Raw genomic sequence first — 21862 nt, 5'->3', positions numbered from 1 at the left:
ACCCGGTTAGACCAGCAACACCGCCGCGCCGGCGATACGCCCGGAGCTGAGGTCGGTTAGCGCTTGGTCCGCTTGTCCGAGCGGGTATTCCGGCGTGGTGACCTCGATGTGATGCTCCCCCGCGAAGTCGAGGAACGCACGCGCATCGGCCCGGGTGTTGGACGTGACCGACCGGATCTGACGCTCTTGGAACAGGTGACGCTGGTAATTGAGGGCCGGAATATCGGAAAGATGAATCCCCGCGATCGCCAATGTGCCGCCTCGGTCCAGCGCCTGCATTGCGGGCAGCACCAGATCACCGACCGGGGCGAACAGGATCGCGGCGTCCAGCGGCACCGGCGGCGGATCGGCGGCGCCTTGAGCCGACGCGGCACCAAGGTCCAGCGCCAGCTCGCGCGCCGCGGCGCCCCGGGTCATCACATGCACCTCGGCGCCTCGCGCCACCGCGACCTGCGCGGTGATGTGGGCGCTGCCGCCAAAGCCGTAGAGACCCAGCCGGCCACCGGCTGGTAGCTCGGCGCGCAGCAGGGAGCGGTATCCGATGATCCCGGCGCACAGCAACGGCGCCAGTTCGCTGTCGCTGTAGCCGCTCGGTAGGTGGTGAGCGAAAGCCGCTGGGACGGTGGCGAATTCGGCGTACCCGCCGTCGGCGTCCCAGCCGGTGTAGCGGGACTTGGGGCACAGGTTTTCGTCGCCGCGGCGACAATATTTGCACACCCCGCAGGTGTGCCGCAGCCAGGCGATGCCCACCCGGTCCCCCACGCTGAACTCGTCGCCGGCCTCAGCGCCCAGCTCGACTACCTCTCCCACCACTTCGTGGCCGGGGGTCACCCGCTCGCGATGCACCGGCAGGTCGCCCTCGGTGACATGCAGGTCGGTCCGGCACACGCCGCACGCGCGTACCGCCACCAGCAGTTCGGACGGTGCAGGACGCGGGACCTCGGTGGTTACCCGCTCGAGCGGGCTGCTGTCCATCGGACCGGGCCGACGCACCTGCCACGCGCTCATCGTCGTCGTGGTCACCTCTGGCGTCATCACCCCATCATGCTGCTATCCGCCACGGCCGCAACGGGTTAGCGCCGCTAGGTCCGACGCACCATGCCGACGATCCAGAGCAGGATCACCGAGCCCAGGAGTGCGGTGAGAAAGGTGAAGAACCAGCCGCCGGACGCGGTGTCGAAGGCAAAGCTGAGCAGGAAGCCGCCGATCAGCGCGCCGACGATGCCGATCACGATGTTCATCAAGATGCCGGACCCACCGCCCTTGACGATCTTGCTCGCAACCCATCCGGCGAGGCCGCCGATGATGATGTAGCCGATCACGCCGACGCTCGTCGTGGTTGTTGAGCGTGCCAAGTATTCGGTAGCTGCCATGACGTCCATGAGGGGGCTCCTAACAATCGCAGGCAAAGCCCAGCTCAGTTGCTGGGCCGTGATTTCGGTATACCTCGTCTAGGGAAACAATGTCGCGCAGAACAAGGGCGCGCCAGCTATCCGGGACGTAGCGATCACGCCGGAGCCGCAGGAGTTGACTCGCCTACAAGGTCCTGGTGCGCGAGGTGACGAGCTTGTAGATCAGCAACAGGATCACCGCGCCGACCAGCGCGCCCCAGAACGAGTGATTGATCGGAGGCGTGATGGTGAATTTGTGCGGTGGAAAGACCACGCTTCCCAACGTGCCGCCGACATATCCCCCAACGATGCCGAGCAACGCCGTAGCGATCCACCCCATCGCCTGCTTGCCGGGCACGATAGCTCGCGCAATCAGGCCGACGATAAGACCCAGGACAATCATCCAAATGACGTGCCAGACCACGACGAGCTCCTTCGCGTTGACCGATGACAAAGACACCGAAGGTATACCCGGTACAGGTCTGGTCAACCGGACGCGCGCAAACGCTCCAGTGGCCGGAGTCGCCGGATTAGACCGGTAGGGTCCGCGGCGCAGGTGCGGGGGTAGGAGTGACTTCTCCGGCGGGAGCGGGGCCGGCGGGAGCGGCGGGTTGCGACGGCGATGCCGGTGCACCTGCTGCCGGCGCGGGCACGTCTGAAGCCGGTGCCGGTCCTGCGGGGGCAGGTGCCCCTGCGGCTGGAGCCGGTCCTGCGGGAGCAGGTGCCCCTGCGGCGGGAGCCGGTGCCGTCGGCGACGGTGCCCCTGCGGCGGGCGCCGGTGCCGTCGGCGACGGTGCCCCTGCGGCGGGTGCCGGTGTCAGCGGTCGGATCGACTCGGCCAGCGCCTTGGCCGCGCCCTTGTCCACAGGGTTATTCGCGGTCCCGAGCCACACCACGAACCACCGTTGCGGCGGAGCGGCGTTGGGGGTCGTCGCCCCCGGCGAACCGATGACGCCGGTCCAGATTTGGCCATTCGGCTTGGACGGATCGGCGAATTTGACCTCGTAATACGACGCACTGCCGGCCACCCCGTTGGCGTTGAGGGGGACGGTTTCCTGGTTGATCCGTGTTCCGGGGTACGGCATGAAGAACTCGCCCATGTCGGAGCCCAGCCGGACGGCGGCCTTGGCGTTGGTGGCCTCCGCGCTCGCGTACAGCTTTTGATCCAGCCGGCCAAGCACGATGCGGGTGTCGTTGGCGACCGGGGCCGGCTGCCCGGCCGCGGGTGGCTGCCCGGTGGTCTTGCTCAGCAACGCCGAACCATAGTCGAGGTGAGAAGCGTCGGACTCAACCCAGCCGGCCGGCAGGACGAAGCTGAAGCCGCCGACGGGGTTGTCGATCCGCCCGGCGCTCGGGTCGACCGGTTCGGTCGGCGGCGCAGTGGGTTCGGTCGGCGCCGGTTGTCCCTCCGGGGGCTGCGCAGTGGGAGACGCTGCGGGTGAGGGACTCGGCGACGGGCTTGCCGGAGGTGAGGGTGAGGGCTCCGGATCGGCGTTCGAGGCTGCCGGCAACGCGATGGTGAAGGCGCTGGCGCAGCTCACCGCGGCGATCGCCAGGGTCGCCCACAGTCCTTTGCGACGGGTCGAGTTCGGGTCCACCTGATCCATGGCGACGAACCTACCGTGTTACGGCTGTGAAGCAAGGAACCACCTCTGGCGTTGCCGGGCGGTTTTCCCGATGTTGCCAGAGCGCAATCTGGCGACGGATTGCGCAGTGGACCTTACGAGTGGGTGCCCCCAGGCCGCGCCGGGTACAGCGTGACTTCGTGAGCTTTGATGCTGAACCACACCCGCTTCCCGGGCGCTAACCCCAGCTCCGCAGCGGCGTCCACGGTGATCTCGGCGGCCAGGCCGGGCGCGCCATCGGCCTGCACCTGACCGCGCACCAGAACCGTGGATCCGCGGGCGTCCAGCTCCGCCACGGTCACCTCGACCGTATTGCGCGGACTGCCGTGCGGCATGTCTTGATAAACCGCAACCGCTGCGGGCGTGAACAAGGCCATCGCGTCCTGCCCGTCGACGAGCTTCCCGAACTCCTTAGCGGGCTCCGGCTTCGGGTGCCCATACAGGCGCGCGCCGGACCGGGCCAGCAGAGAGCCGTCCGGAGCGATGGTTCCGGTCACCAGGTTGACGCCCGCCAGGCGGGCTCCGAAATGACTGCGCGGCGCGGCGAGAACCCCGGCCACCGAGCCGATCTCGGCGATCCTCCCGGACTCCAGCACCAGCACCCGGTCGGCCAGGGTGAACACATCGAGCAAATCGTGAGTGACCAGCACTACCGCGCAGCCACTGCGGCTCACAACAGTGCGCAGCACCGCGCGGATGGCAGCGGCAGCCGCGACGTCGAGGCCACTCAGCGGCTCGTCGAGCAGCAGCACATCGGGTTCGGCCGCCAACGCCCGCGCGATCGCCACCCGCTGAGCCTGACCGCCGGACAGCTGCCGCGGTTTGCGGTCGGCGAACTGCTCGGCGTCCACCTCGCGGAGCCAGCGCAGTGCGTTCGACTTGTCCTGCACCTGCTCCCGGCCACGCCCTGAGCGCAACTTCCTGAACATGCCATCGCGGCTGCGTGGCCCGAATGCCACGTTGGCGGCCACGCTCATGTGCGGGAACAACAACGGATCCTGCAGCAACAGCCCGACCCGGCGGTCGTAAGTCGACACGTTCACCCCGGCCACGGTGTCGGTCAACACCCGCTCCCCCAACCGCACCAGACCCGCGTCGGGCCGAACCAGCCCCGCGATCACATGAAGGGCGGTGGACTTGCCCGCGCCATTGGGGCCGAGCACGGCGAGGACTTCGCCGGCCGACACCGAAAACGACACATCCAGGTGGCGCGCTGCCACCACCGCGCGAAGCTGCAATTCGCTCATTGGCCTGCTACCTCGCGTCGGTCCCGGTCAGTCGCCGAGCGCCCAGCCCGAGCACCACCAACGCCGCCACCGCCACCAGCAGGATCGACAACGCCACCGCCGCGTCCGCGTCGGTCACTCGCTGCACGTAGATCTCCAACGGCAGGGTTCGGGTGACGCCCTGACGGGACCCGGCGAACGTCAGCGTCGCCCCGAACTCCCCCAGCGACCGGGCGAATGCCAGCACCGCCCCCGAGGCCATGCCCGGAAGCAGCAGCGGCAGCGTGACCCGCCACCAGATCGTGCTGGGCCGCGCTCCCAGCGTCGCGGCCACCACCTCGTAGTCCGCCCCGGCGGTACGCGCGGCGCCCTCGAGGGAAATCACCAGAAACGGCAACGAGACGAACGTCTGCGCCAACACCACCGCGGTGGTGCTGAACGCGATGCTGAAACCGGCGGCCTCGAGGTACTGCCCGATCAGTCCGAGCCGGCCGAACGCGTACAGCAATGCAATGCCGCCGACCACCGGCGGCAACACCAACGGCAGCAGGATCAGCGGACGCAGCAACCGCACTACCCGCGTCTTGCTACGAGCCAGCACCAGCGCCATCGGCACGCCGAACAGCACGCAAAGCACAGTGCTCGCGACGGCGGTCTTGAGGCTCAGGTACAGCGCCGTCGCGGACGACGTGCTGGTGATCAACGACCAGAAATGCGGCCAGTCGACTTTGATCGCGATCGCCAACAACGGCAGCACCACGAACGCGGTCCCGACGGAGGCGGGGAAGTATACCCACCGCGGCAGATCCGTTGGCCGGTGCATGGCGGGATGTCAGGGCTTGGCCGGCGGTTTCTGAAAGCCGAACTGGGCCAGGGTCTTCTGACCCATCTCGGAGGTCACGGCCGTCGCGAACTTCTGGGCCAGAGTCGGTTGCGGTGCCTTCTTAAGCACCGCGATCGGATAAACGTTGACCGCCCCGGCGGCTTCGGAGAACTCGACAGTCGCGACCTTGGCCCCGGCGCTGTGCGCATCGGTGACGTAGACCAGCCCGGCGTCGGCCTGCCCGGTGATGACCTTGTTGAGGACATCGGTCACGCTGAGTTCCTCACTGACCGGATTGAGGTGCACCCCGGTGGAGTCTTCGATGCGATGCGTCGCCGATCCGCAGGGCACCGGCTGCTGGCAGGTCACCACGCGCGGGCCCGGCTTGGCGAGGTCGGCGAAGGATTCGATCTTCTTCGGGTTACCCGGGGCGGTGACGATGACCAAGGTGTTAGAGGCGAAGTTCGCCGGGTCCCCGGCCAGCAACCCAGCCTTGGCGACCGTGTCCATCTGCGCGGTGTCAGCCGATGCGAAGACGTCGGCAGTCGCGCCCTGAGTCAATCGGGTCGCCAGCTCCGAGGAACCCGCGAAGTCGAATTCGACGCTGCTGCCGGGATTGTCGGTTTTGAACTGCTCACCGATCTGGGTGAACGCGGGCTTCAGCGAGGCCGCCGCGAACACGACGATCGACGACGGGGGCGACTTCGGACTGCACCCCAGCAAGCCGGTCACCAGCACCGTCGACACCAACCCGGCCAAGACCCCGCTCGGACGCATTGGCTAAACCTAGCTGGCACCGGTCCGAAGCGTTGAGCGCCCCGAAGTCCATACCGAATAGTTACCCAATCCGTCGGCGCGTCGAGGCGGTGCGGAGTTTCGCCAAAGAGCTACTGTCCAGTAACATTGACCGGAGTCGATGCCATAACACGCTGAGATCCCAGGCAATGCAGTTCCGGGACCCGGTGGTTTTACCCCCATCGGAACCGGGTTTCGCCGCCGAAGTGTGACGCAAATGCGCTGGTCAACTGCCGGGGTTTGGGTTCAACGTTGAACATGAGGAGGTCATGGCAGTGGAGGTGCTGGTCACCGGAGGCGACACCGATCTAGGGCGCGTAGTAGCCGAAGGCTTTCGCGAGGACGGCCACAAGGTAACCCTCGTGGGTGCCCGACGTGGCGACCTCGAGGTTGTCGCCAAGGAACTCGATGTGGACGCAATCGTCTGCGACACCACGGACTCCACCAGCCTCGCGGAAGTCCGCGGGCTGCTCCCCCATCACCTGGACACCATCGTCAACGTGCCGGCGCCGCGCTGGGACGCGGGCGACCCCCGCACCTATTCGCTGTCCGACACCGCGAACGCCTGGCGCAATGCGCTGGACGCGACCGTGCTCTCGGCCGTGCTGACGGTGCAGGCCGTGGGCGATCACCTACGTTCCGGGGGCTCCATCGTCAGCGTGGTGGCGGAAAACCCGCCCGCCGGCAGCGCTGATGCCGCGATCAAGGCGACACTGTCGAGTTGGGTCGCCGGGCAGGCCGAAGTTTTCGGCACCCGCGGGATCACGGTCAACGCGGTCGCATGCGGACGCAGCATTCAGCCCGGCTACGACGGCCTCTCGCGCACCTCGCCATCCGTGGCGGCCGAGATCGCCCGGCTGGCGCTGTTCCTCACGACGTCGGCGGCTCGCCACATCACCGGCCAGACGATGCACGTCAGCCACGGGGCGCTGGCTCAATTCGCCTAGGGCTCTAGCCCCGGTTGAATGACGGGCCTGGTTGCGTTGCCGGGCCGATCGCTACGGTGGACACCGTGACGATCAAGCTTGGATTCCAAATTCCCAACTTCTCCTACGGCACTGGCGTAGAGAAGCTTTTCCCAACCGTCATCGCGCAGGCTCAAGAAGCCGAAAAAGCAGGCTATGACTCGCTTTTCGTGATGGACCACTTCTACCAACTGCCCGTGCTGGGCGCTCCGGATGCGCCGATGCTCGAGGGTTACACCGCGCTGGCCGCGTTGGCGACCGCCACCGAGCGTCTGCAGTTGGGCACGTTGGTGACCGGCAACACCTACCGCAACCCGACGCTGCTGGGCAAGGTCATCACCACCTTGGACGTGGTGAGCGGTGGCCGGGCGGTCCTGGGCATCGGCGCCGGGTGGTACGAGCTGGAACACCGCCAGCTTGGCTTCGAATTCGGCACCTTCACCGACCGGTTCAACCGCCTCGAAGAGGCACTGCAGATCCTTGGCCCCATGATCAAGGGCGAGCGGCCGACGTTCTCCGGGAACTGGTACCACACCGAATCGGCGACGGCCGAGCCGCGGTACCGCGACCACATCCCGATCATGATCGGCGGTGGCGGCGAGAAGAAGACGTTCGCGATTGCCGCCCGTTGCGCAGATCACCTCAATATCATCGCGGGACTCGACGAGCTGCCGCGCAAGGTGGACGCGCTCAAGGCACGCTGCGACGAGGCCGGCCGAGACCCCGCGACCCTGGAAACAAGCCTGATGTTGACGGTGGTGGTCGACGGAAAGTTCGATCCCGAGCGGGAGAACCCTCGCATGGTGGCCGGCAGCCTGGAGCAGATCGCCGAACAGGTGCAGAAGAGAATCCTCGACGTCGGTGTCGGCGGGGCGATCATCAACATTCCGAACAGTCACGTGCCCGGTGTCATCACCGCCGCGGCCGAGGCGTTGCGGCCGCTGTTCGATATGTAGCGCAGCGCACTCGGATGGCCGGGGTGTGGCTGATTACACATGCCCGCGCTTGGGTATCTAGCGGTCGGCTTGGCTACCCTTGGCTACGGAGTAGCTAACTGTAGTCGAATGCCGATGGAGCCTCGTCAGGAGCAGCCGAACATGAGTCCCCAGCAAGAAGACCCAGCTGGATCCAAGCGTCGGCATCAAGTCGTGATCATCGGATCAGGCTTCGGCGGACTCAACGCGGCAAAGAAACTCAAGCGCGCCGACGTCGACATCAAGCTCATCGCGCGCACCACCCATCACCTGTTTCAGCCGTTGCTGTACCAGGTGGCCACCGGGATCATCTCCGAGGGCGAAATCGCCCCACCCACCCGTGTCGTACTGCGCAAGCAGCGCAACGCCCAGGTGCTGCTGGGCAACGTCACCCACATCGACCTGGCCAACCAGCGCGTCATCTCGGAGTTGCTCGGCCACAGCTACGAAACCCCCTACGACACACTGATCGTCGCCGCCGGCGCCGGCCAGTCGTACTTCGGCAACGACCACTTCGCCGAATTCGCGCCCGGCATGAAATCGATCGACGATGCGCTGGAGCTGCGCGGCCGCATATTGAGCGCCTTCGAACAGGCCGAACGGTCCAGCGATCCCGAACGACGCAGGAAGCTGTTGACCTTCACGGTCGTCGGAGCAGGCCCGACCGGCGTCGAAATGGCCGGGCAGATCGCCGAATTGGCCGAACACACGTTGAAGGGTGCCTTCCGTCACATCGACTCGACCAGGGCACGGGTGATCCTGCTCGACGCCGCTCCCGCCGTTTTGCCGCCGATGGGCGAAAAGCTGGGCCAGCGGGCCGCCGCACGGCTGGAGAAGATGGGCGTCGAGATCCAGCTGGGTGCGATGGTCACCGACGTGGACCGCAACGGCATCACCGTCCGCGACTCCGACGGCACCGAGCGGCGCATCGAGTCGGCCTGCAAAGTGTGGTCGGCCGGAGTCCAGGCCAGCCGGCTGGGAAGGGACCTGGCCGAGCAGTCGCCGGTGGAACTCGACCGGGCCGGCCGGGTTCAGGTGCTGCCCGACTTGTCCATCCCCGGCTACCCCAACGTCTTCGTCGTCGGCGACATGGCGGCCGTCGAAGGCGTGCCGGGAGTTGCGCAGGGTGCCATCCAGGGCGCCAAATACGTCGCGACGACGGTCAAGGCCGAACTCGCCGGGGCCGACCCCACCCAGCGTGAACCGTTCCAGTACTTCGACAAGGGTTCAATGGCCACGGTGTCGCGATTCTCCGCGGTGGCCAAGATTGGCCCACTCGAGTTCAGCGGCTTCATCGCCTGGCTGATCTGGCTGGTCCTGCACCTGGTGTACCTGATCGGATTCAAGACCAAGATCACCACGCTGCTGTCGTGGACGGTGACCTTCCTGAGCACTCGACGCGGCCAGCTGACCATCACCGACCAGCAGGCCTTCGCCCGGACACGCCTCGAACAGCTCGCCGAGCTGGCCGCCGAGGCGCACGACGCGGCGTCCGCCACCAGAGTGGCGAGTTAACCGGTCAGCCGACCTCGAACGTCGGTATCACGCGTCGAGATTCTGTAGCCGCACCTGACCACGGGCGACCACACGATTGCCGGCATCGGTGATGGTGACCAGCCAGAGCTGCTGACTGCGACCGCGATGAATCGGTTCGGCCGTGCCGTACACCATCCCCGACTGGATGGAACGCAAGAAATCCGTGTTGTTGTTGACGCCCACGACGTTTCTCGGGTTGCCGCCGCCCCCAACGGCACTGCCGAGCGAGTTCAGCCAGGTGTAGGCGGCCACGCTGGCCATGCTCTCGATGATTGAGCAATAGACGCCGCCATGCACCAGCCCCATCGGCTGCAGCAGTTTGGGGGTGACCTCGAGCTGCGCGCGGGCGCCGTCAGGGGTGAGTTCGGTGAATCGCAGCCCCAACTCGGCGTCGAAAGGCGCGGTGAAATTCTCCGGGATGGTCAGGTCCGAGGACACGCTCATGTGTCTACACCATCGGCGGGCCCCCGCCCCAACAGGCGAGCCCCGTGCAACCAGGGCACGGGGCTCGCCGATCGAGAAGACCGGGGGTCGCTGCAGCCCTCAGGACTCTGCCGCGGTCATGTTCGCTCGACCGGATTCAGCATAGGCAAGGCTGCCCTAATTTCGCAAGGGTAGTGTTGCGGCGTGTCTGGCAACACAATTCGAACGCGGCGCTGTTACCAGCGTCACACCGGTAATAGCAGAAAGCCCGTCTACCAGTGACTCGTGCCGTCTCACCGCCCCGTGCCCCGGGCCGGGCCGCGTCCCGGCCGGCTTTGCGTACGACGATCGGTAGTAAGCCGGAGTACGCTGAGTCCAACGCTGATGGAGATGAACGAACTATGGCCAAGCTGACTCGGCTGGGGGATCTGGAACGCGCGGTGATGGACCACTTGTGGTTCAAACCGGAACCCCAAACCGTTCGCCAAGTCCACGAAGCGTTGTCCGCGCGACGCGACCTCGCCTACACCACCGTGATGACAGTGCTGCAGCGGTTGGCGAAGAAGAATCTGGTCTCGCAGATTCGCGACGACCGCGCCCACCGATACGCTCCCGTGCACGGCCGCGACGAACTGGTCGCGGGGCTGATGGTCGATGCATTGGCCCAAGCCGAGGACTCCGGCGACAGGCAGGCCGCATTGGTGCACTTCGTCGAGCGGGTCGGGGCCGACGAGGCGGACGCACTGCGGCGAGCGCTCGCCGAACTGGAAACCAATCAACGCACTGCGCCATCTGATCCATCTGCTGGCGTCAGGGCGGAGGACTGAGGGAGACTAGCAGCGTGTCAGCGCTGGCCTTCACCATCCTTGCGGTGCTGCTGGTCGGCCCGACACCGGCCCTGCTAGCCCGTTCTAAGTGGCCGTTGCGCGCCCCGCGCGCCGCGATGGTGCTGTGGCAGGCCATCGCCCTGGCAGCGGTGCTTTCGGCCTTCAGCGCCGGCATCGCGATCGCTACCCGATTGCTCATGCCCGGCCCCGACGGGCGACCGACGGCCAGCATCCTCGACGCCGAGGGCCGGCTGGGCTGGCCGCTGTGGGCGGCATACATCGCCGTTTTCGCGCTGACTGTGCTGGTCGGCGGGCGATTGATGGTCGCCGTGGTGCGGGTGGCCATCGCGACCCGGCGGCGGCGGGCCCACCACCGCATGGTCGTCGACCTCGTCGGGATGGCACACGACACGGCCGGGGCCCAGTCCGGCGGGCGCACCCGCGACCTGCGTGTCCTGGATGTCTCCCAGCCGCTTGCCTATTGCCTGCCCGGGGTGCGCAGCCGCGTGGTGGTCAGCGAAGGGACGCTGAGCACGCTCAACGACGCCGAAGTCGCGGCCATCCTCACCCACGAGCGGGCTCATCTACGTGCCCGCCACGACCTGGTTTTGGAAGCGTTCACCGCCGTGCACGCCGCCTTCCCGCGGCTGGTCCGCAGCTCCAGCGCGCTGAGCTCGGTGCAGCTGCTGGTCGAGCTGCTGGCCGACGACGCCGCGGTACGCGCCGCGGGACGCGCTCCCCTGGCCCGGGCGCTGGTCGCCTGCGCGACAGGCCGCGCGCCGTCGGGTGCGCTGGCCGCAAGTGGACCCAGCACGGTGCTGCGGGTGCGCCGGCTGTCCGGTCGGGGCAACAGCCGGATCCTGTCAGCCACGGCATACCTGGCCGCGGCGGCCGTCCTGGTGGTGCCCACCATCGCGCTGGCGGTGCCATGGCTCACCGAGCTGCAGCGCTTGTTTGCCGCCTAGCGGCAGTGCGGGGGCGAAACACTTTGCAGCGTCAGCGGTCCGCTGTGTCACAGTGTTGTCGGATCAGCGTTCCAAAAAGCCCGAGCAAGATTTCTGCCACCTGAGAGGCCCACTCAAATGCCAGACATGAGTTCGTCGGATTCGAAGACGGGAACCGCGCAGATCGGCGTCACCGGCCTGGCCGTGATGGGTTCGAATATCGCCCGGAACTTCGCTCGCCACGGCTACACGGTGGCGCTGCACAACCGATCCGCCGCCAAGACCGACGCGCTGCTCGAAGAGCACGGCGACGACGGCAAGTTCGTGCGCACCGAAACCATCGAAGAGTTTCTGGACGCGCTGGAGAAGCCGCGGCGGGTGCTGATCATGGTCAAGGCCGGCGATCCCACCGACGCGGTCATCGACCAGCTCGCCGACGCGATGGAAGAAGGCGACATCATCATCGACGGCGGCAACGCCCTGTACACCGACACCATCCGCCGCGAGAAGGCCATGAGCGAGCGCGGGCTGCACTTCGTCGGCGCCGGCATCTCCGGCGGCGAGGAAGGGGCGCTCAACGGCCCGTCGATCATGCCCGGCGGGCCCGCCGAGTCGTACAAGTCGCTGGGCCCGCTGCTCGAGGAGATCTCCGCGCATGTCCACGGCGTGCCGTGCTGCACCCACATCGGTCCCGACGGCTCGGGGCATTTCGTTAAGATGGTCCACAACGGCATCGAGTACTCCGACATGCAGCTCATCGGCGAGGCCTACCAGCTGCTGCGCGACGGGCTGAGGCTGGATGCGCCGCAGATCGCCGACGTCTTCACCGAATGGAACAAGGGCGACCTGGACAGCTACCTGGTCGAGATCACCGCCGACGTGCTGCGCCAGACCGACGCCAAGACGGGTAAGCCGCTGGTTGACGTCATCCTGGACGAAGCCGAGCAAAAAGGCACCGGCCGCTGGACCGTCAAGTCGGCGCTGGATCTGGGTGTGCCCATCACCGGAATCGCCGAGGCGGTGTTCGCCCGGGCGCTGTCCGGTTCGGTGGCGCAGCGCAAGGCCACCAGCGGGCTCGCCTCCGGCAACCTGGGCGAAAAGCCTTCCGACAGCGAGACATTCACCGAAGACGTGCGTCAGGCCTTGTACGCCTCCAAGATCGTGGCCTACGCGCAGGGTTTCAACCACATCCAGGCCGGCAGCGCCGAATTCGACTGGGACATCACACCCGGGGACCTGGCGACCATCTGGCGCGGCGGGTGCATCATCCGAGCCAAGTTCCTCAACCGCATCAAGGACGCATTCGACGACGAGCCCGACCTGGCCAGCCTGATCGTCGCACCGTATTTCCGCAGCGCTGTCGAATCGGCCATCGACAGCTGGCGCCGGGTGGTGTCCACGGCGGCCCAGCTGGGTATCCCCACTCCCGGGTTCTCGTCGGCCCTTGCGTACTACGACGGGCTGCGCACCGAACGGCTGCCCGCCGCGCTGACCCAGGCCCAGCGCGACTTTTTCGGTGCCCATACCTACGGGCGAATCGACGCGGAGGGCAAATTCCACACACTATGGAGCGGAGACCGCAGCGAGGTGCCGGCCTAGCCGGTCCGGCCTAGGGGGGCCTGAACAACTGGGAAACAACGTGGGGCGACAGCGATGAGGTTCCTGGACGGGCACCGGCCCGGCTACGACCTGACCTACAACGACGTCTTCATCGTGCCGAACCGCTCGGACATCGCTTCGCGGTTCGACGTCGACTTGTCCACCGTCGACGGCTCGGGCACCACCATTCCGGTGGTGGTCGCCAACATGACCGCGGTCGCGGGGCGACGGATGGCCGAGACGGTGGCGCGCCGCGGCGGCATCGTGATCCTGCCGCAAGACCTTCCGATCGACGCGGTGCAGCAGACGGTGGATTTCGTCAAGAGCCGTGGCCTGGTGCTCGACACGCCGTTGACCCTGACGCCCGACGATTCGGTCTCCGATGCGATGGCGCTGATCCACAAGCGCGCACACGGCGTCGCCGTGGTGGCCTTCGAGGGCCGCCCGATCGGTTTGGTGCGGGAATCGTCGTGCGTGGGCGTGGACCGCTTCGCCCGGGTGCGTGACGTCGCCGTGAGCGACTTCGTGACGGCTCCGGTGGGCACCGAGCCGCGCAAGATCTTCGACCTGCTCGAGCACGCACCCATCGACGTCGCGGTGGTGACCAGCACCGACGGCACGCTGGCGGGCGTGCTCACCCGCATGGGAGCGATCCGCACCGGCATCTACACCCCCGCTACCGACACCCACGGGCGACTGCGGATCGGCGCTGCCGTCGGCATCACCGGCGACGTGGGCGCCAAAGCCCGGGCCCTTGCCGAGGCCGGCATCGACGTGCTGGTCATCGACACCGCGCATGGACACCAACTCAAGACGCTGGAAGCGATCAAGGCGGTCGCGTCGCTCGATCTGGGTGTGCCGCTGGCTGCGGGCAACGTGGTCTCGGCCGAGGGAACCCGGGACCTGATCGGCGCCGGCGCGAGCATCGTGAAGGTCGGTGTCGGTCCGGGCGCCATGTGCACCACCCGGATGATGACCGGCGTCGGCCGTCCACAATTCTCTGCTGTGCTCGAATGCGCTTCTGCTGCAAGACAACTCGGTGGTCATGTGTGGGCCGACGGCGGGATCCGGCATCCGCGGGATGTGGCGCTGGCGCTGGCCGCCGGAGCATCAAACGTGATGATCGGGTCGTGGTTCGCCGGCACCTATGAGTCCCCCGGGGACCTGATGCGCGACCGCGACGACCAGCCGTACAAGGAGAGCTACGGCATGGCGTCCAAGCGAGCGCTGGTCGCCCGCACCGCCGCGGACAGCACGTTCGACCGGGCCCGCAAGGCGTTGTTCGAAGAAGGCATCTCGACATCGCGGATGGGACTGGACCCCGATCGGGGCGGCGTGGAGGACCTGATCGACCACATCACCTCCGGCGTGCGCAGTACCTGCACCTACGTCGGGGCCGCGACGCTGGCGGAGCTGCACGAGCGGGCCGTCGTGGGGATACAGTCGGCGGCCGGTTTTGCCGAGGGCCATCCGCTGCCGACCGGCTGGTGAACTGCTCGCGCAGGGCAGGCCGGATAATTTCGTTACCATGAAGTGCTGCTTGGCAGCTAACCGCCGAAGAGCGAAAGGGACGAAGTGCCGCAGGCACCCGCCGGGGCCATTGGCTTCGGGGACGAGCGGCCGCCCACTGCGTCGCCGGCACCCCACGGACTGAGCCAGGCGTGAACATCTCCGTCACCGTCGCCAGCCTGCTGGCCATCGGCGTGCTGATCTTCGGCACCGCGGTGTTCGTCGCGGCCGAATTCTCGCTGACAGCGCTGGACCGCAGCACTGTCGAAGCCAATGCCCGCGCCGGTGGCCGTCGCGACCGATTCATCCAAAGCGCCCAGCAGAGGCTGTCGTTCCAGCTCTCGGGCGCCCAGTTGGGCATCTCGATCACCACGCTGGTCACCGGCTACCTCACCCAACCGCTGGTCGACAGGTTGCCGCACCCGGCTCTGGCGAAGATCGGGATATCCGACGGGCTGGCCGACGGGATCACCACGTTCGTCGCGCTGGTGATCGTCACCTCGGTGTCGATGGTGTTCGGCGAGCTGGTGCCCAAATACCTCGCGATCGCGCGCCCATTGCGTACTGCCCGTGCCGTCGTGGTGCCGCAACTGGCTTTCTCGATGCTGTTCACCCTGGCCATCCGACTGACGAACGGGGCGGCGAACTGGATCGTCCGGAAGCTGGGAATCGAGCCGGCCGAGGAGCTGCGATCGGCCCGCTCGCCCCAGGAATTGCTGTCGCTGGTACAAACCTCGGCCCGCAGCGGCGCCCTGGATCCCGCGACTGCGTCGCTGGTGCGGCGATCGCTGAAGTTCGGCGCCCTGACGGCCGAGGAACTGATGACGCCGCGGTCGAAGATTGTGTCGCTGCAGACCGATGACACTGTCGCCGACCTGGTGGCGGCCGCTGCCCAGTCCGGGTTCTCGCGTTTCCCGATCATCGATGGTGACCTCGACGAGACCGTCGGCATGGTGCACGTCAAGCAGGTGTTCGACATCCCGTCCGCCGATCGCGCCCGGACGCCGGTAACCACCCTGGCCAAGCCGGTCACGGTGGTGCCGTCGACGCTGGACGGCGATGCGGTGATGGCGCAGATTCGCGCCGACAGCCTGCAGACAGCGCTGGTTGTCGACGAATACGGCGGTACCGCGGGCATGGTGACCGTCGAGGATCTGATCGAAGAGATCGTCGGCGACGTTCGCGACGAACACGACGACGCGACACCGGATGTGGTGGCCTCCGGCAATGGATGGCGGGTATCGGGTCTGCTGCGCATCGACGAGGTGGCCACCGCGACCGGGTATCGAGCCCCGGAGGGGCCCTACGAGACCATCGGCGGGCTGGTGCTCCGCGAGCTCGGCCACATCCCCCGGGCCGGAGAAACGGTCGAGGTGCCGGCGTTGGACGCGGACGGCCTGTCGGACGACTCGGTGCGCTGGCGGGCGACGGTGGTCCGGATGGACGGCCGGCGGATCGACCTGCTCGAGCTGATCGAACTGGCCCATCAACCGGACGGCCAGCCATCCGGCTCAGGACCGCGGCCATGATCCACGACGCACTAAAAGTGCTGCTGGCGCTGCTGCTGATCGGCGCCAACGCCTTCTTCGTCGGGGCGGAATTCTCGCTGATCTCGGCCCGCCGCGACCGCCTGGAAGCGCTGGCCGAGCAGGGCCGGACCCGTGCGGTGACGGTGATCAGGGCCGGTGAGCAGCTCCCGTCGATGCTGGCGGGTGCTCAGTTAGGCGTCACCGTGGCGTCGATCCTGCTTGGCCGAATAGGTGAGTCGGCGGTCTCTGACCTGCTGCGGACGTCGTTGGGGTTCACGAGTATGCATCCGGCGCTAGTGCACACCGTGTCGTTTGTGGTTGCGCTGGCCTTCGTGGTGACGCTGCATGTGCTGCTGGGCGAGATGGTGCCGAAGAACATCGCGCTGGCCGGTCCGGAGCGAACGGCGATGCTGCTGGTTCCGCCGTATCTGCTTTACGTGCGCGCGGCCCGCCCCTTCATCGTGTTCTACAACCTGTGCGCCAACGCGGTGCTGCGGGTGCTGGGCGTTGCGCCCAAAGACGAGCTCGACATCACGGTGTCCACCGTCGAGCTGTCCGAGCTGATCGCGGAATCGGTGTCCGAAGGTCTGCTGGATCAAGAGGAGCACACCCGGCTGACGCGGGCGCTGCAGATACCGAGCAGGGTGGTCGCCGATGTCGCCCGGCCGCTCGCCGATGTCCGGGCGGTGCCGGTGGCCGCGGCGGGCCGCGGGCCGACGGTCGGCGCCGTCGAACAGGCCCTGAGCGAAAGCGGCTACAGCCGGTTTCCCGTCGCCGACACCGGCGGCGAGTTCCTCGGGTACCTGCACATCAAGGACGTGCTGACGCTCGGCGACCATCCGCGGACCACCATCGACTTGGCGCTGGTGCGTCCGTTGCCGCGGGTTCGGCACTCGCTACCGCTGGCCGACGCCCTGTCGCGGATGCGCCGCAGCAACAGCCACCTGGCCCTGGTGATCGACGACAACCAGGCCGTGGTCGCCATGGTGGCGATGGACGATCTGGTGGAGGACCTGGTCGGTACCATGCGCGACGGCGCGAGCTGAGACGGGCGCTGGAGCGGTTGACCTGCTGTTGCCGGTCGGCCGTATACGCTCGTCAGGCTGCTGCTCGGTAGGCTGGCGGCATAGCTTATTCGGGCCAGTTGGGGCCGGTTAGCCCGTCAACAGGGCTTTTATGAAGGAGAACCATGACTGAACGCGTGTCAGCGGGCAACTTGCGCGTCGCCCGGGTGCTCTACGACTTCGTGAACAACGAGGCCCTGCCTGGCACCGGTATCGACCCGGACAGCTTCTGGGCGGGCGTCGACAAGGTGGTGACCGACCTCACCCCGCAAAACCAGGACTTGCTGAACCGCCGCGATGAGCTGCAGGCCCAGATCGACAAGTGGCACCGCCATCGGGTGATCGAGCCGCTCGATGTGGACGCCTATCGCGAGTTCCTCACCGAAATCGGCTATCTGCAGCCCGCACCCGGCGACTTCACCATCACCACGTCGGGCGTTGACGACGAGATCACCACAACGGCCGGCCCGCAGCTGGTGGTTCCCGTCCTCAACGCCCGGTTCGCCCTGAACGCCGCTAACGCCCGCTGGGGCTCCCTCTACGACGCGCTGTACGGCACCGACGTCATCCCGGAGAGCGACGGCGCCGAGAAGGGCTCCAGCTACAACAAGGTTCGGGGCGACAAGGTGATCGCCTACGCGCGCAAGTTCCTGGACGGTGCGGTGCCGCTGGCGTCGGGCTCGTGGGCAGACGCGACGGGGTTGAGCATCGACGAGGGCGAACTGCAGATCGCCGTCGGCGACCAGTCGACCGGTCTCGCGAGCCCGCAGCAGTTCGCCGGGTTCAGCGGTGACCTCGGCTCCCCCAACTGGTCGGTGCTGCTGGCCAACCACGGTCTGCACATCGAAATCCAGATCGACCCGGAGTCGCCGATCGGCAAGACCGATGCGGCCGGCATCAAGGATGTCATCCTCGAGTCGGCCATCACCACGATCATGGACTTCGAGGACTCGGTGACCGCTGTCGACGCCGACGACAAGGTGCTCGGTTACCGCAACTGGCTCGGCCTGAACAAGGGCGATCTCGCCGAAAACGTCAAGAAGGACGGCAAGACCTTCACCCGCGTGCTCAACGCCGACCGCACCTACACCGCCCCGGACGGCGACGAACTGACGCTGCCCGGACGCAGCCTGCTCTTTGTTCGCAATGTCGGTCACCTGATGACCAATGACGCCATCGTGGACAGTGACGGCAAAGAGGTGTTCGAAGGACTGATGGACGCGCTGTTCACCGGGGTGACCGCGATCCACGGGCTGAAGAGCAGTGACGACAACGGGCCGTTGGTCAATAGCCGCACCGGTTCCATCTACATCGTCAAGCCCAAGATGCACGGTCCCGACGAGGTCGCGTTCACCTGCGAGCTGTTCAGCCGCGTCGAGGACGTGCTGGGATTGCCGCAGGGGACCATGAAGGTCGGCATCATGGACGAAGAGCGCCGCACCACGGTCAACCTCAAGGCATGCATCAAGGCCGCCGCCGATCGCGTCGTGTTCATCAACACCGGGTTCCTGGACCGCACCGGCGACGAGATCCACACCTCCATGGAGGCGGGACCGATGATCCGTAAGGGTGCGATGAAGAACAGCACCTGGATCAAGGCCTACGAGGACGCCAACGTCGATACCGGGCTGGCCGCCGGTTTCAAGGGCAAGGCCCAGATCGGCAAGGGCATGTGGGCGATGACCGAGCTGATGGCCGACATGGTCGAACAGAAGATCGGCCAGCCCAAAGCAGGCGCCACCACAGCCTGGGTGCCGTCGCCCACAGCGGCCACCCTGCACGCGATGCACTACCACCAGGTGGACGTCGGCGCCGTGCAGGAGGAACTCGAGGGCGAGACCCGCACGACCATCGACGAGCTGCTGACCATTCCGCTGGCCAAGGAACTGGCCTGGGCTCCGGAGGAGATCCGTGAGGAGGTCGACAACAATTGTCAGTCCATCCTCGGCTATGTGGTGCGCTGGGTGGAGCAGGGCGTCGGCTGCTCGAAGGTGCCCGACATCCACAACATTGCCTTGATGGAAGACCGGGCCACCCTGCGGATCTCCAGCCAGTTGCTGGCCAACTGGCTGCGACATGGTGTCATCACCAGCGAGGACGTCCGCGCCAGCCTGGAGCGGATGGCGCCGTTGGTGGACAAGCAAAACGAAGGGGACCCGGCGTATCGCCCGATGGCGTCCAACTTCGACGACAGCATCGCCTTTTTGGCCGCGCAGGACCTGATCCTGACCGGCGGGCAGCAACCCAACGGTTACACCGAGCCGATCCTGCATCGCCGCCGTCGGGAATTCAAGGCGCGGGCGCGGTGACGATGCGGGTCGCTAGCGGCCCGGTAAGAAGGCGGGCCAATCCGATACAGCCCGGGTGTGATATCCGCTTGACCAGCGGAGAGCTTCGATGGATTCGAGGGAAAGGACGCAGACACCGGTATGGGTAGGCACAGCTTGCCGGACTCCGGGGATTCCGCCTCCGATGACGCCTCCGAGCCGTCAGAGGAATCCTCCGCGGACAGTGCATACCAGGAGGACGAGGCAGATCACGGCCGGCACAGCGGCCAGCAGGACGACTTCGGCTACCCGGAAACTGCTACGGAGCCGCCGCCCGTCGAGTCCCCGGGTGGCTACCCGAGTGGCCCGAGCCATCCGGAAGATGTTTGGTCCGATGACGACGAATGGTCCGACGACCAGCTCGATCGGGACGAGCGGACAGCCGACGAGTACCCAGACTTTCCGCCCCGGCAGGCGAGCGCGGCGGCCTTGGACCCGTCGACCCCGCCGCCGCCCCTCTACACCGCCGGCCATCGGGACGTCGGCGGCTGGCGGGGTGGTCACCGCAGCGTCGGCGGGAGACGAGGAGTCAGCATCGGCGTGATCGTGGCGCTGATCGCGGTCATCGCGGTGGTGGGCGTGTGGATTTTGTGGAATTTCTTCGGCGATGCGCTGTCCCACCGTTCGCACAGCGCCGCGGCACGCTGCGTGGGAGGCAAAGAGACGGTCGCTGTCGTTGTCGACCCGACGATCGCCGATCAGGTGCGGGAGCTGGGCGACAACTACAACTCAACGGCCGGGCCGGTCGGTGACCGCTGCATGTCGGTGGACGTCAAATCCGCCGGCTCCGATGCGGTGCTGGACGGCCTGACCGGCAAGTGGCCGGCCGAACTGGGTGACCAGCCGGCATTGTGGATCCCGGGCAGCTCGGTTTCTGCGGCCCGGCTCACCGCGGCCGCGAGCCAGAAAATCATCAGCGACAGCCGTTCCCTGGTGACTTCACCGGTGGTGCTCGCGGTGCGGCCCGAATTCCAGCAGGCCCTGGCCAGCCAGAACTGGGCGGCGCTGCCCGGCCTGCAAACCAATCCGAACTCGCTGGCCGGCTTGAAGTTGCCGTCCTGGGGATCGCTGCGGCTGGCCCTGCCGACCGGCGGCAACGGCGACGCCGCACTGTTGGCCGGCGAGGCGGTGGCAGCCGCGTCAGCACCCGCCGGGGTGCCGCCGATCCAGGGCGCCGGCGCGGCACGCACACTCGTCGGCGCGCAGCCCAAACTGGCCGACAACTCGCTCGGCGCGGCGATGACCGCGCTGCTCAGCAGCGACGCGGCGGCCGCACCGGTACACGCGGTGATCACCACCGAGCAGCAGCTGTTCCAGCGCGGCCAGTCGCTGCAGGATGCCAAGGGCAAGTTGGGCTCCTGGCTGCCGCCCGGTCCGGTCGCGGTTGCCGACTACCCCACCGTGCTGCTCACCGGCTCCTGGTTGTCGCACGAACAAACCGAGGCCGCCAGCGCGTTCGCCCACTTCATGCAGAAGCCCGAGCAACTGGCAAAACTGGCCAGAGCCGGTTTCCGGGTCACCGACGTGAAACCGCCGAGCAGCCCCGTCACCAGTTTTCCCGCGCTGCCCGCGGCGTTGTCGGTGGGTGACGAGGCGATGCGCGCCAACCTGGCCAACGCCCTGAGCTCACGGTCGGCCGGCGTGGCCGCGACCATAATGCTTGACCAGTCGATGCCCACCGACGAGGGCGGGAAAACCCGACTGGCCAACGTGGTGGCGGCGCTGAGCGACAGGATCAAGGCGATGCCGCCGGCGTCGGTCGTCGGGCTGTGGACATTCGACGGTCACGAGGGTCGATCCGAGGTGGCAATCGGACCGCTGGGCGACCAGGTCAACGGGCAGCCTCGCCCGGCCGCGCTGACAGCAGCGCTGGACAAGCAGTATTCGTCTGGAGGCGGTGCGGTGTCGTTCACCACGCTGCGCATGATCTATCAGGAGATGCTGGCTAAATACGTTGCCGGCCAGACGAATTCGATACTGGTGATCACGGCTGGGCCGCACACCGACCAGACTCTCGACGGAGCCGGGCTGCAGGATTTCATCCGCCAGGCCGCCGATCAGGCCCGACCGATCGCGGTCAACGTCATCGACTTCGGCGGTGATCCGGACCGGGCAACCTGGGAAGCTGTCGCACAGCTCAGCGGCGGCAGTTACCGCAACCTGGGGACGTCGGCCTCACCCGACCTGGCCGCAGCGATCAGTACCTTCCTGAGCTGAGTTACTTGCTGCGTGGCGTTGGGTGTGAAGCGTTGGCGTTGCGTGTGAAGCCTGCGCTTTCAGAGTGAAGCCTGGGCGGTATCCGGGC

The 21862-nt window shown here is 67.0% G+C and carries 18 protein-coding genes and 1 pseudogene; 11 read left to right on the top strand and 8 right to left on the bottom strand.

The features are described from left to right. Positions 1 to 6: 6 nt before the first annotated feature. The 7 genes and pseudogenes from AC5Y21_RS14595 to modA form a co-directional block, all read right to left on the bottom strand. Positions 7 to 1035, bottom strand: coding sequence for a zinc-binding alcohol dehydrogenase family protein (locus AC5Y21_RS14595; protein WP_499913170.1), 1029 nt, complete (start codon positions 1033 to 1035; stop codon positions 7 to 9). A gap of 47 nt (positions 1036 to 1082) precedes the next feature. Further along, positions 1083 to 1382 carry a GlsB/YeaQ/YmgE family stress response membrane protein gene (locus AC5Y21_RS14590; protein WP_499913169.1) on the bottom strand — a complete coding sequence of 100 codons (300 nt, stop codon included), beginning with the start codon at positions 1380 to 1382 and terminating at the stop codon, positions 1083 to 1085. A gap of 154 nt (positions 1383 to 1536) precedes the next feature. Next, entirely contained in the window at positions 1537 to 1815 is a 279-nt protein-coding gene (locus AC5Y21_RS14585) for a GlsB/YeaQ/YmgE family stress response membrane protein (RefSeq protein WP_499913168.1), read from the bottom strand. Between the two features lie 292 nt (positions 1816 to 2107). Then, a pseudogene (locus AC5Y21_RS14580) lies at positions 2108 to 2998 on the bottom strand (alanine and proline-rich secreted protein Apa); the annotation flags it as partial. A 113-nt stretch (positions 2999 to 3111) separates the two neighbouring features. After that, positions 3112 to 4263, bottom strand: a complete 1152-nt coding sequence (locus AC5Y21_RS14575; RefSeq protein WP_499913167.1) for a sulfate/molybdate ABC transporter ATP-binding protein — start codon at positions 4261 to 4263, stop codon at positions 3112 to 3114. 7 nt (positions 4264 to 4270) lie between these two features. After that, a complete protein-coding gene (locus tag AC5Y21_RS14570) occupies positions 4271 to 5065 on the bottom strand; it encodes an ABC transporter permease (protein WP_499913166.1) in 795 nt (264 codons plus the stop codon). 9 nt (positions 5066 to 5074) lie between these two features. Then, on the bottom strand, positions 5075 to 5842 hold the full coding sequence (gene modA / locus AC5Y21_RS14565) for a molybdate ABC transporter substrate-binding protein (RefSeq protein WP_499913165.1): 768 nt from the start codon (positions 5840 to 5842) through the stop codon (positions 5075 to 5077). A 287-nt stretch (positions 5843 to 6129) separates the two neighbouring features. Between modA and AC5Y21_RS14560 the strand changes: the two genes are divergently transcribed. The 3 genes from AC5Y21_RS14560 to AC5Y21_RS14550 all read left to right on the top strand — a co-directional run bounded on the left by AC5Y21_RS14560 (position 6130) and on the right by AC5Y21_RS14550 (position 9314). After that, on the top strand, positions 6130 to 6807 hold the full coding sequence (locus tag AC5Y21_RS14560; protein WP_499913164.1) for an SDR family oxidoreductase: 678 nt from the start codon (positions 6130 to 6132) through the stop codon (positions 6805 to 6807). Positions 6808 to 6872: 65 nt separating this feature from the next. After that, positions 6873 to 7781 carry an LLM class F420-dependent oxidoreductase gene (locus tag AC5Y21_RS14555; RefSeq protein ID WP_499913163.1) on the top strand — a complete coding sequence of 303 codons (909 nt, stop codon included), beginning with the start codon at positions 6873 to 6875 and terminating at the stop codon, positions 7779 to 7781. Positions 7782 to 7922: 141 nt separating this feature from the next. After that, positions 7923 to 9314 (top strand): NAD(P)/FAD-dependent oxidoreductase, encoded by a 1392-nt coding sequence (locus AC5Y21_RS14550; protein WP_499913162.1) that lies wholly within the window; start codon positions 7923 to 7925, stop codon positions 9312 to 9314. 27 nt (positions 9315 to 9341) lie between these two features. Here the strand turns inward: AC5Y21_RS14550 and AC5Y21_RS14545 are convergent, their stop codons facing one another. Then, complete coding sequence (locus AC5Y21_RS14545) at positions 9342 to 9779, bottom strand: PaaI family thioesterase (RefSeq protein ID WP_499913161.1); 438 nt, start codon at positions 9777 to 9779, stop codon at positions 9342 to 9344. A 380-nt stretch (positions 9780 to 10159) separates the two neighbouring features. On the opposite strand from AC5Y21_RS14545, the gene AC5Y21_RS14540 reads away from it, so the two are divergent. The 8 genes from AC5Y21_RS14540 (at position 10160) to AC5Y21_RS14505 (ending at position 21774) form a co-directional block, all read left to right on the top strand. Then, on the top strand, positions 10160 to 10585 hold the full coding sequence (locus AC5Y21_RS14540) for a BlaI/MecI/CopY family transcriptional regulator (RefSeq protein WP_499913160.1): 426 nt from the start codon (positions 10160 to 10162) through the stop codon (positions 10583 to 10585). 14 nt (positions 10586 to 10599) lie between these two features. Further along, a complete protein-coding gene (locus AC5Y21_RS14535) occupies positions 10600 to 11550 on the top strand; it encodes a M56 family metallopeptidase (RefSeq protein WP_499913159.1) in 951 nt (316 codons plus the stop codon). Between the two features lie 126 nt (positions 11551 to 11676). Next, positions 11677 to 13128 carry an NADP-dependent phosphogluconate dehydrogenase gene (gene gnd / locus AC5Y21_RS14530; RefSeq protein ID WP_499913158.1) on the top strand — a complete coding sequence of 484 codons (1452 nt, stop codon included), beginning with the start codon at positions 11677 to 11679 and terminating at the stop codon, positions 13126 to 13128. Between the two features lie 54 nt (positions 13129 to 13182). Beyond that, complete coding sequence (locus AC5Y21_RS14525; RefSeq protein WP_499913157.1) at positions 13183 to 14619, top strand: GuaB1 family IMP dehydrogenase-related protein; 1437 nt, start codon at positions 13183 to 13185, stop codon at positions 14617 to 14619. Between the two features lie 170 nt (positions 14620 to 14789). Then, positions 14790 to 16166: a hemolysin family protein gene (locus tag AC5Y21_RS14520; RefSeq protein WP_499913156.1), complete on the top strand. Its 1377-nt coding sequence runs from the start codon at positions 14790 to 14792 to the stop codon at positions 16164 to 16166. Further along, entirely contained in the window at positions 16163 to 17212 is a 1050-nt protein-coding gene (locus AC5Y21_RS14515) for a hemolysin family protein (protein WP_499913155.1), read from the top strand. The genes AC5Y21_RS14520 and AC5Y21_RS14515 overlap by 4 nt, the downstream gene beginning before the upstream one ends. Positions 17213 to 17355: 143 nt before the next feature. Then, positions 17356 to 19539 (top strand): malate synthase G, encoded by a 2184-nt coding sequence (locus AC5Y21_RS14510; protein WP_499913154.1) that lies wholly within the window; start codon positions 17356 to 17358, stop codon positions 19537 to 19539. 120 nt (positions 19540 to 19659) lie between these two features. Next, complete coding sequence (locus AC5Y21_RS14505) at positions 19660 to 21774, top strand: substrate-binding domain-containing protein (RefSeq protein WP_499913153.1); 2115 nt, start codon at positions 19660 to 19662, stop codon at positions 21772 to 21774. Positions 21775 to 21862 lie beyond the last annotated feature (88 nt).

Source organism: Mycobacterium sp. NGS41, assembly GCF_059812725.1.
The sequence above is the reverse complement of the archived record's forward strand: the minus strand, read 5'-3'. Positions and strand labels throughout refer to the sequence as shown.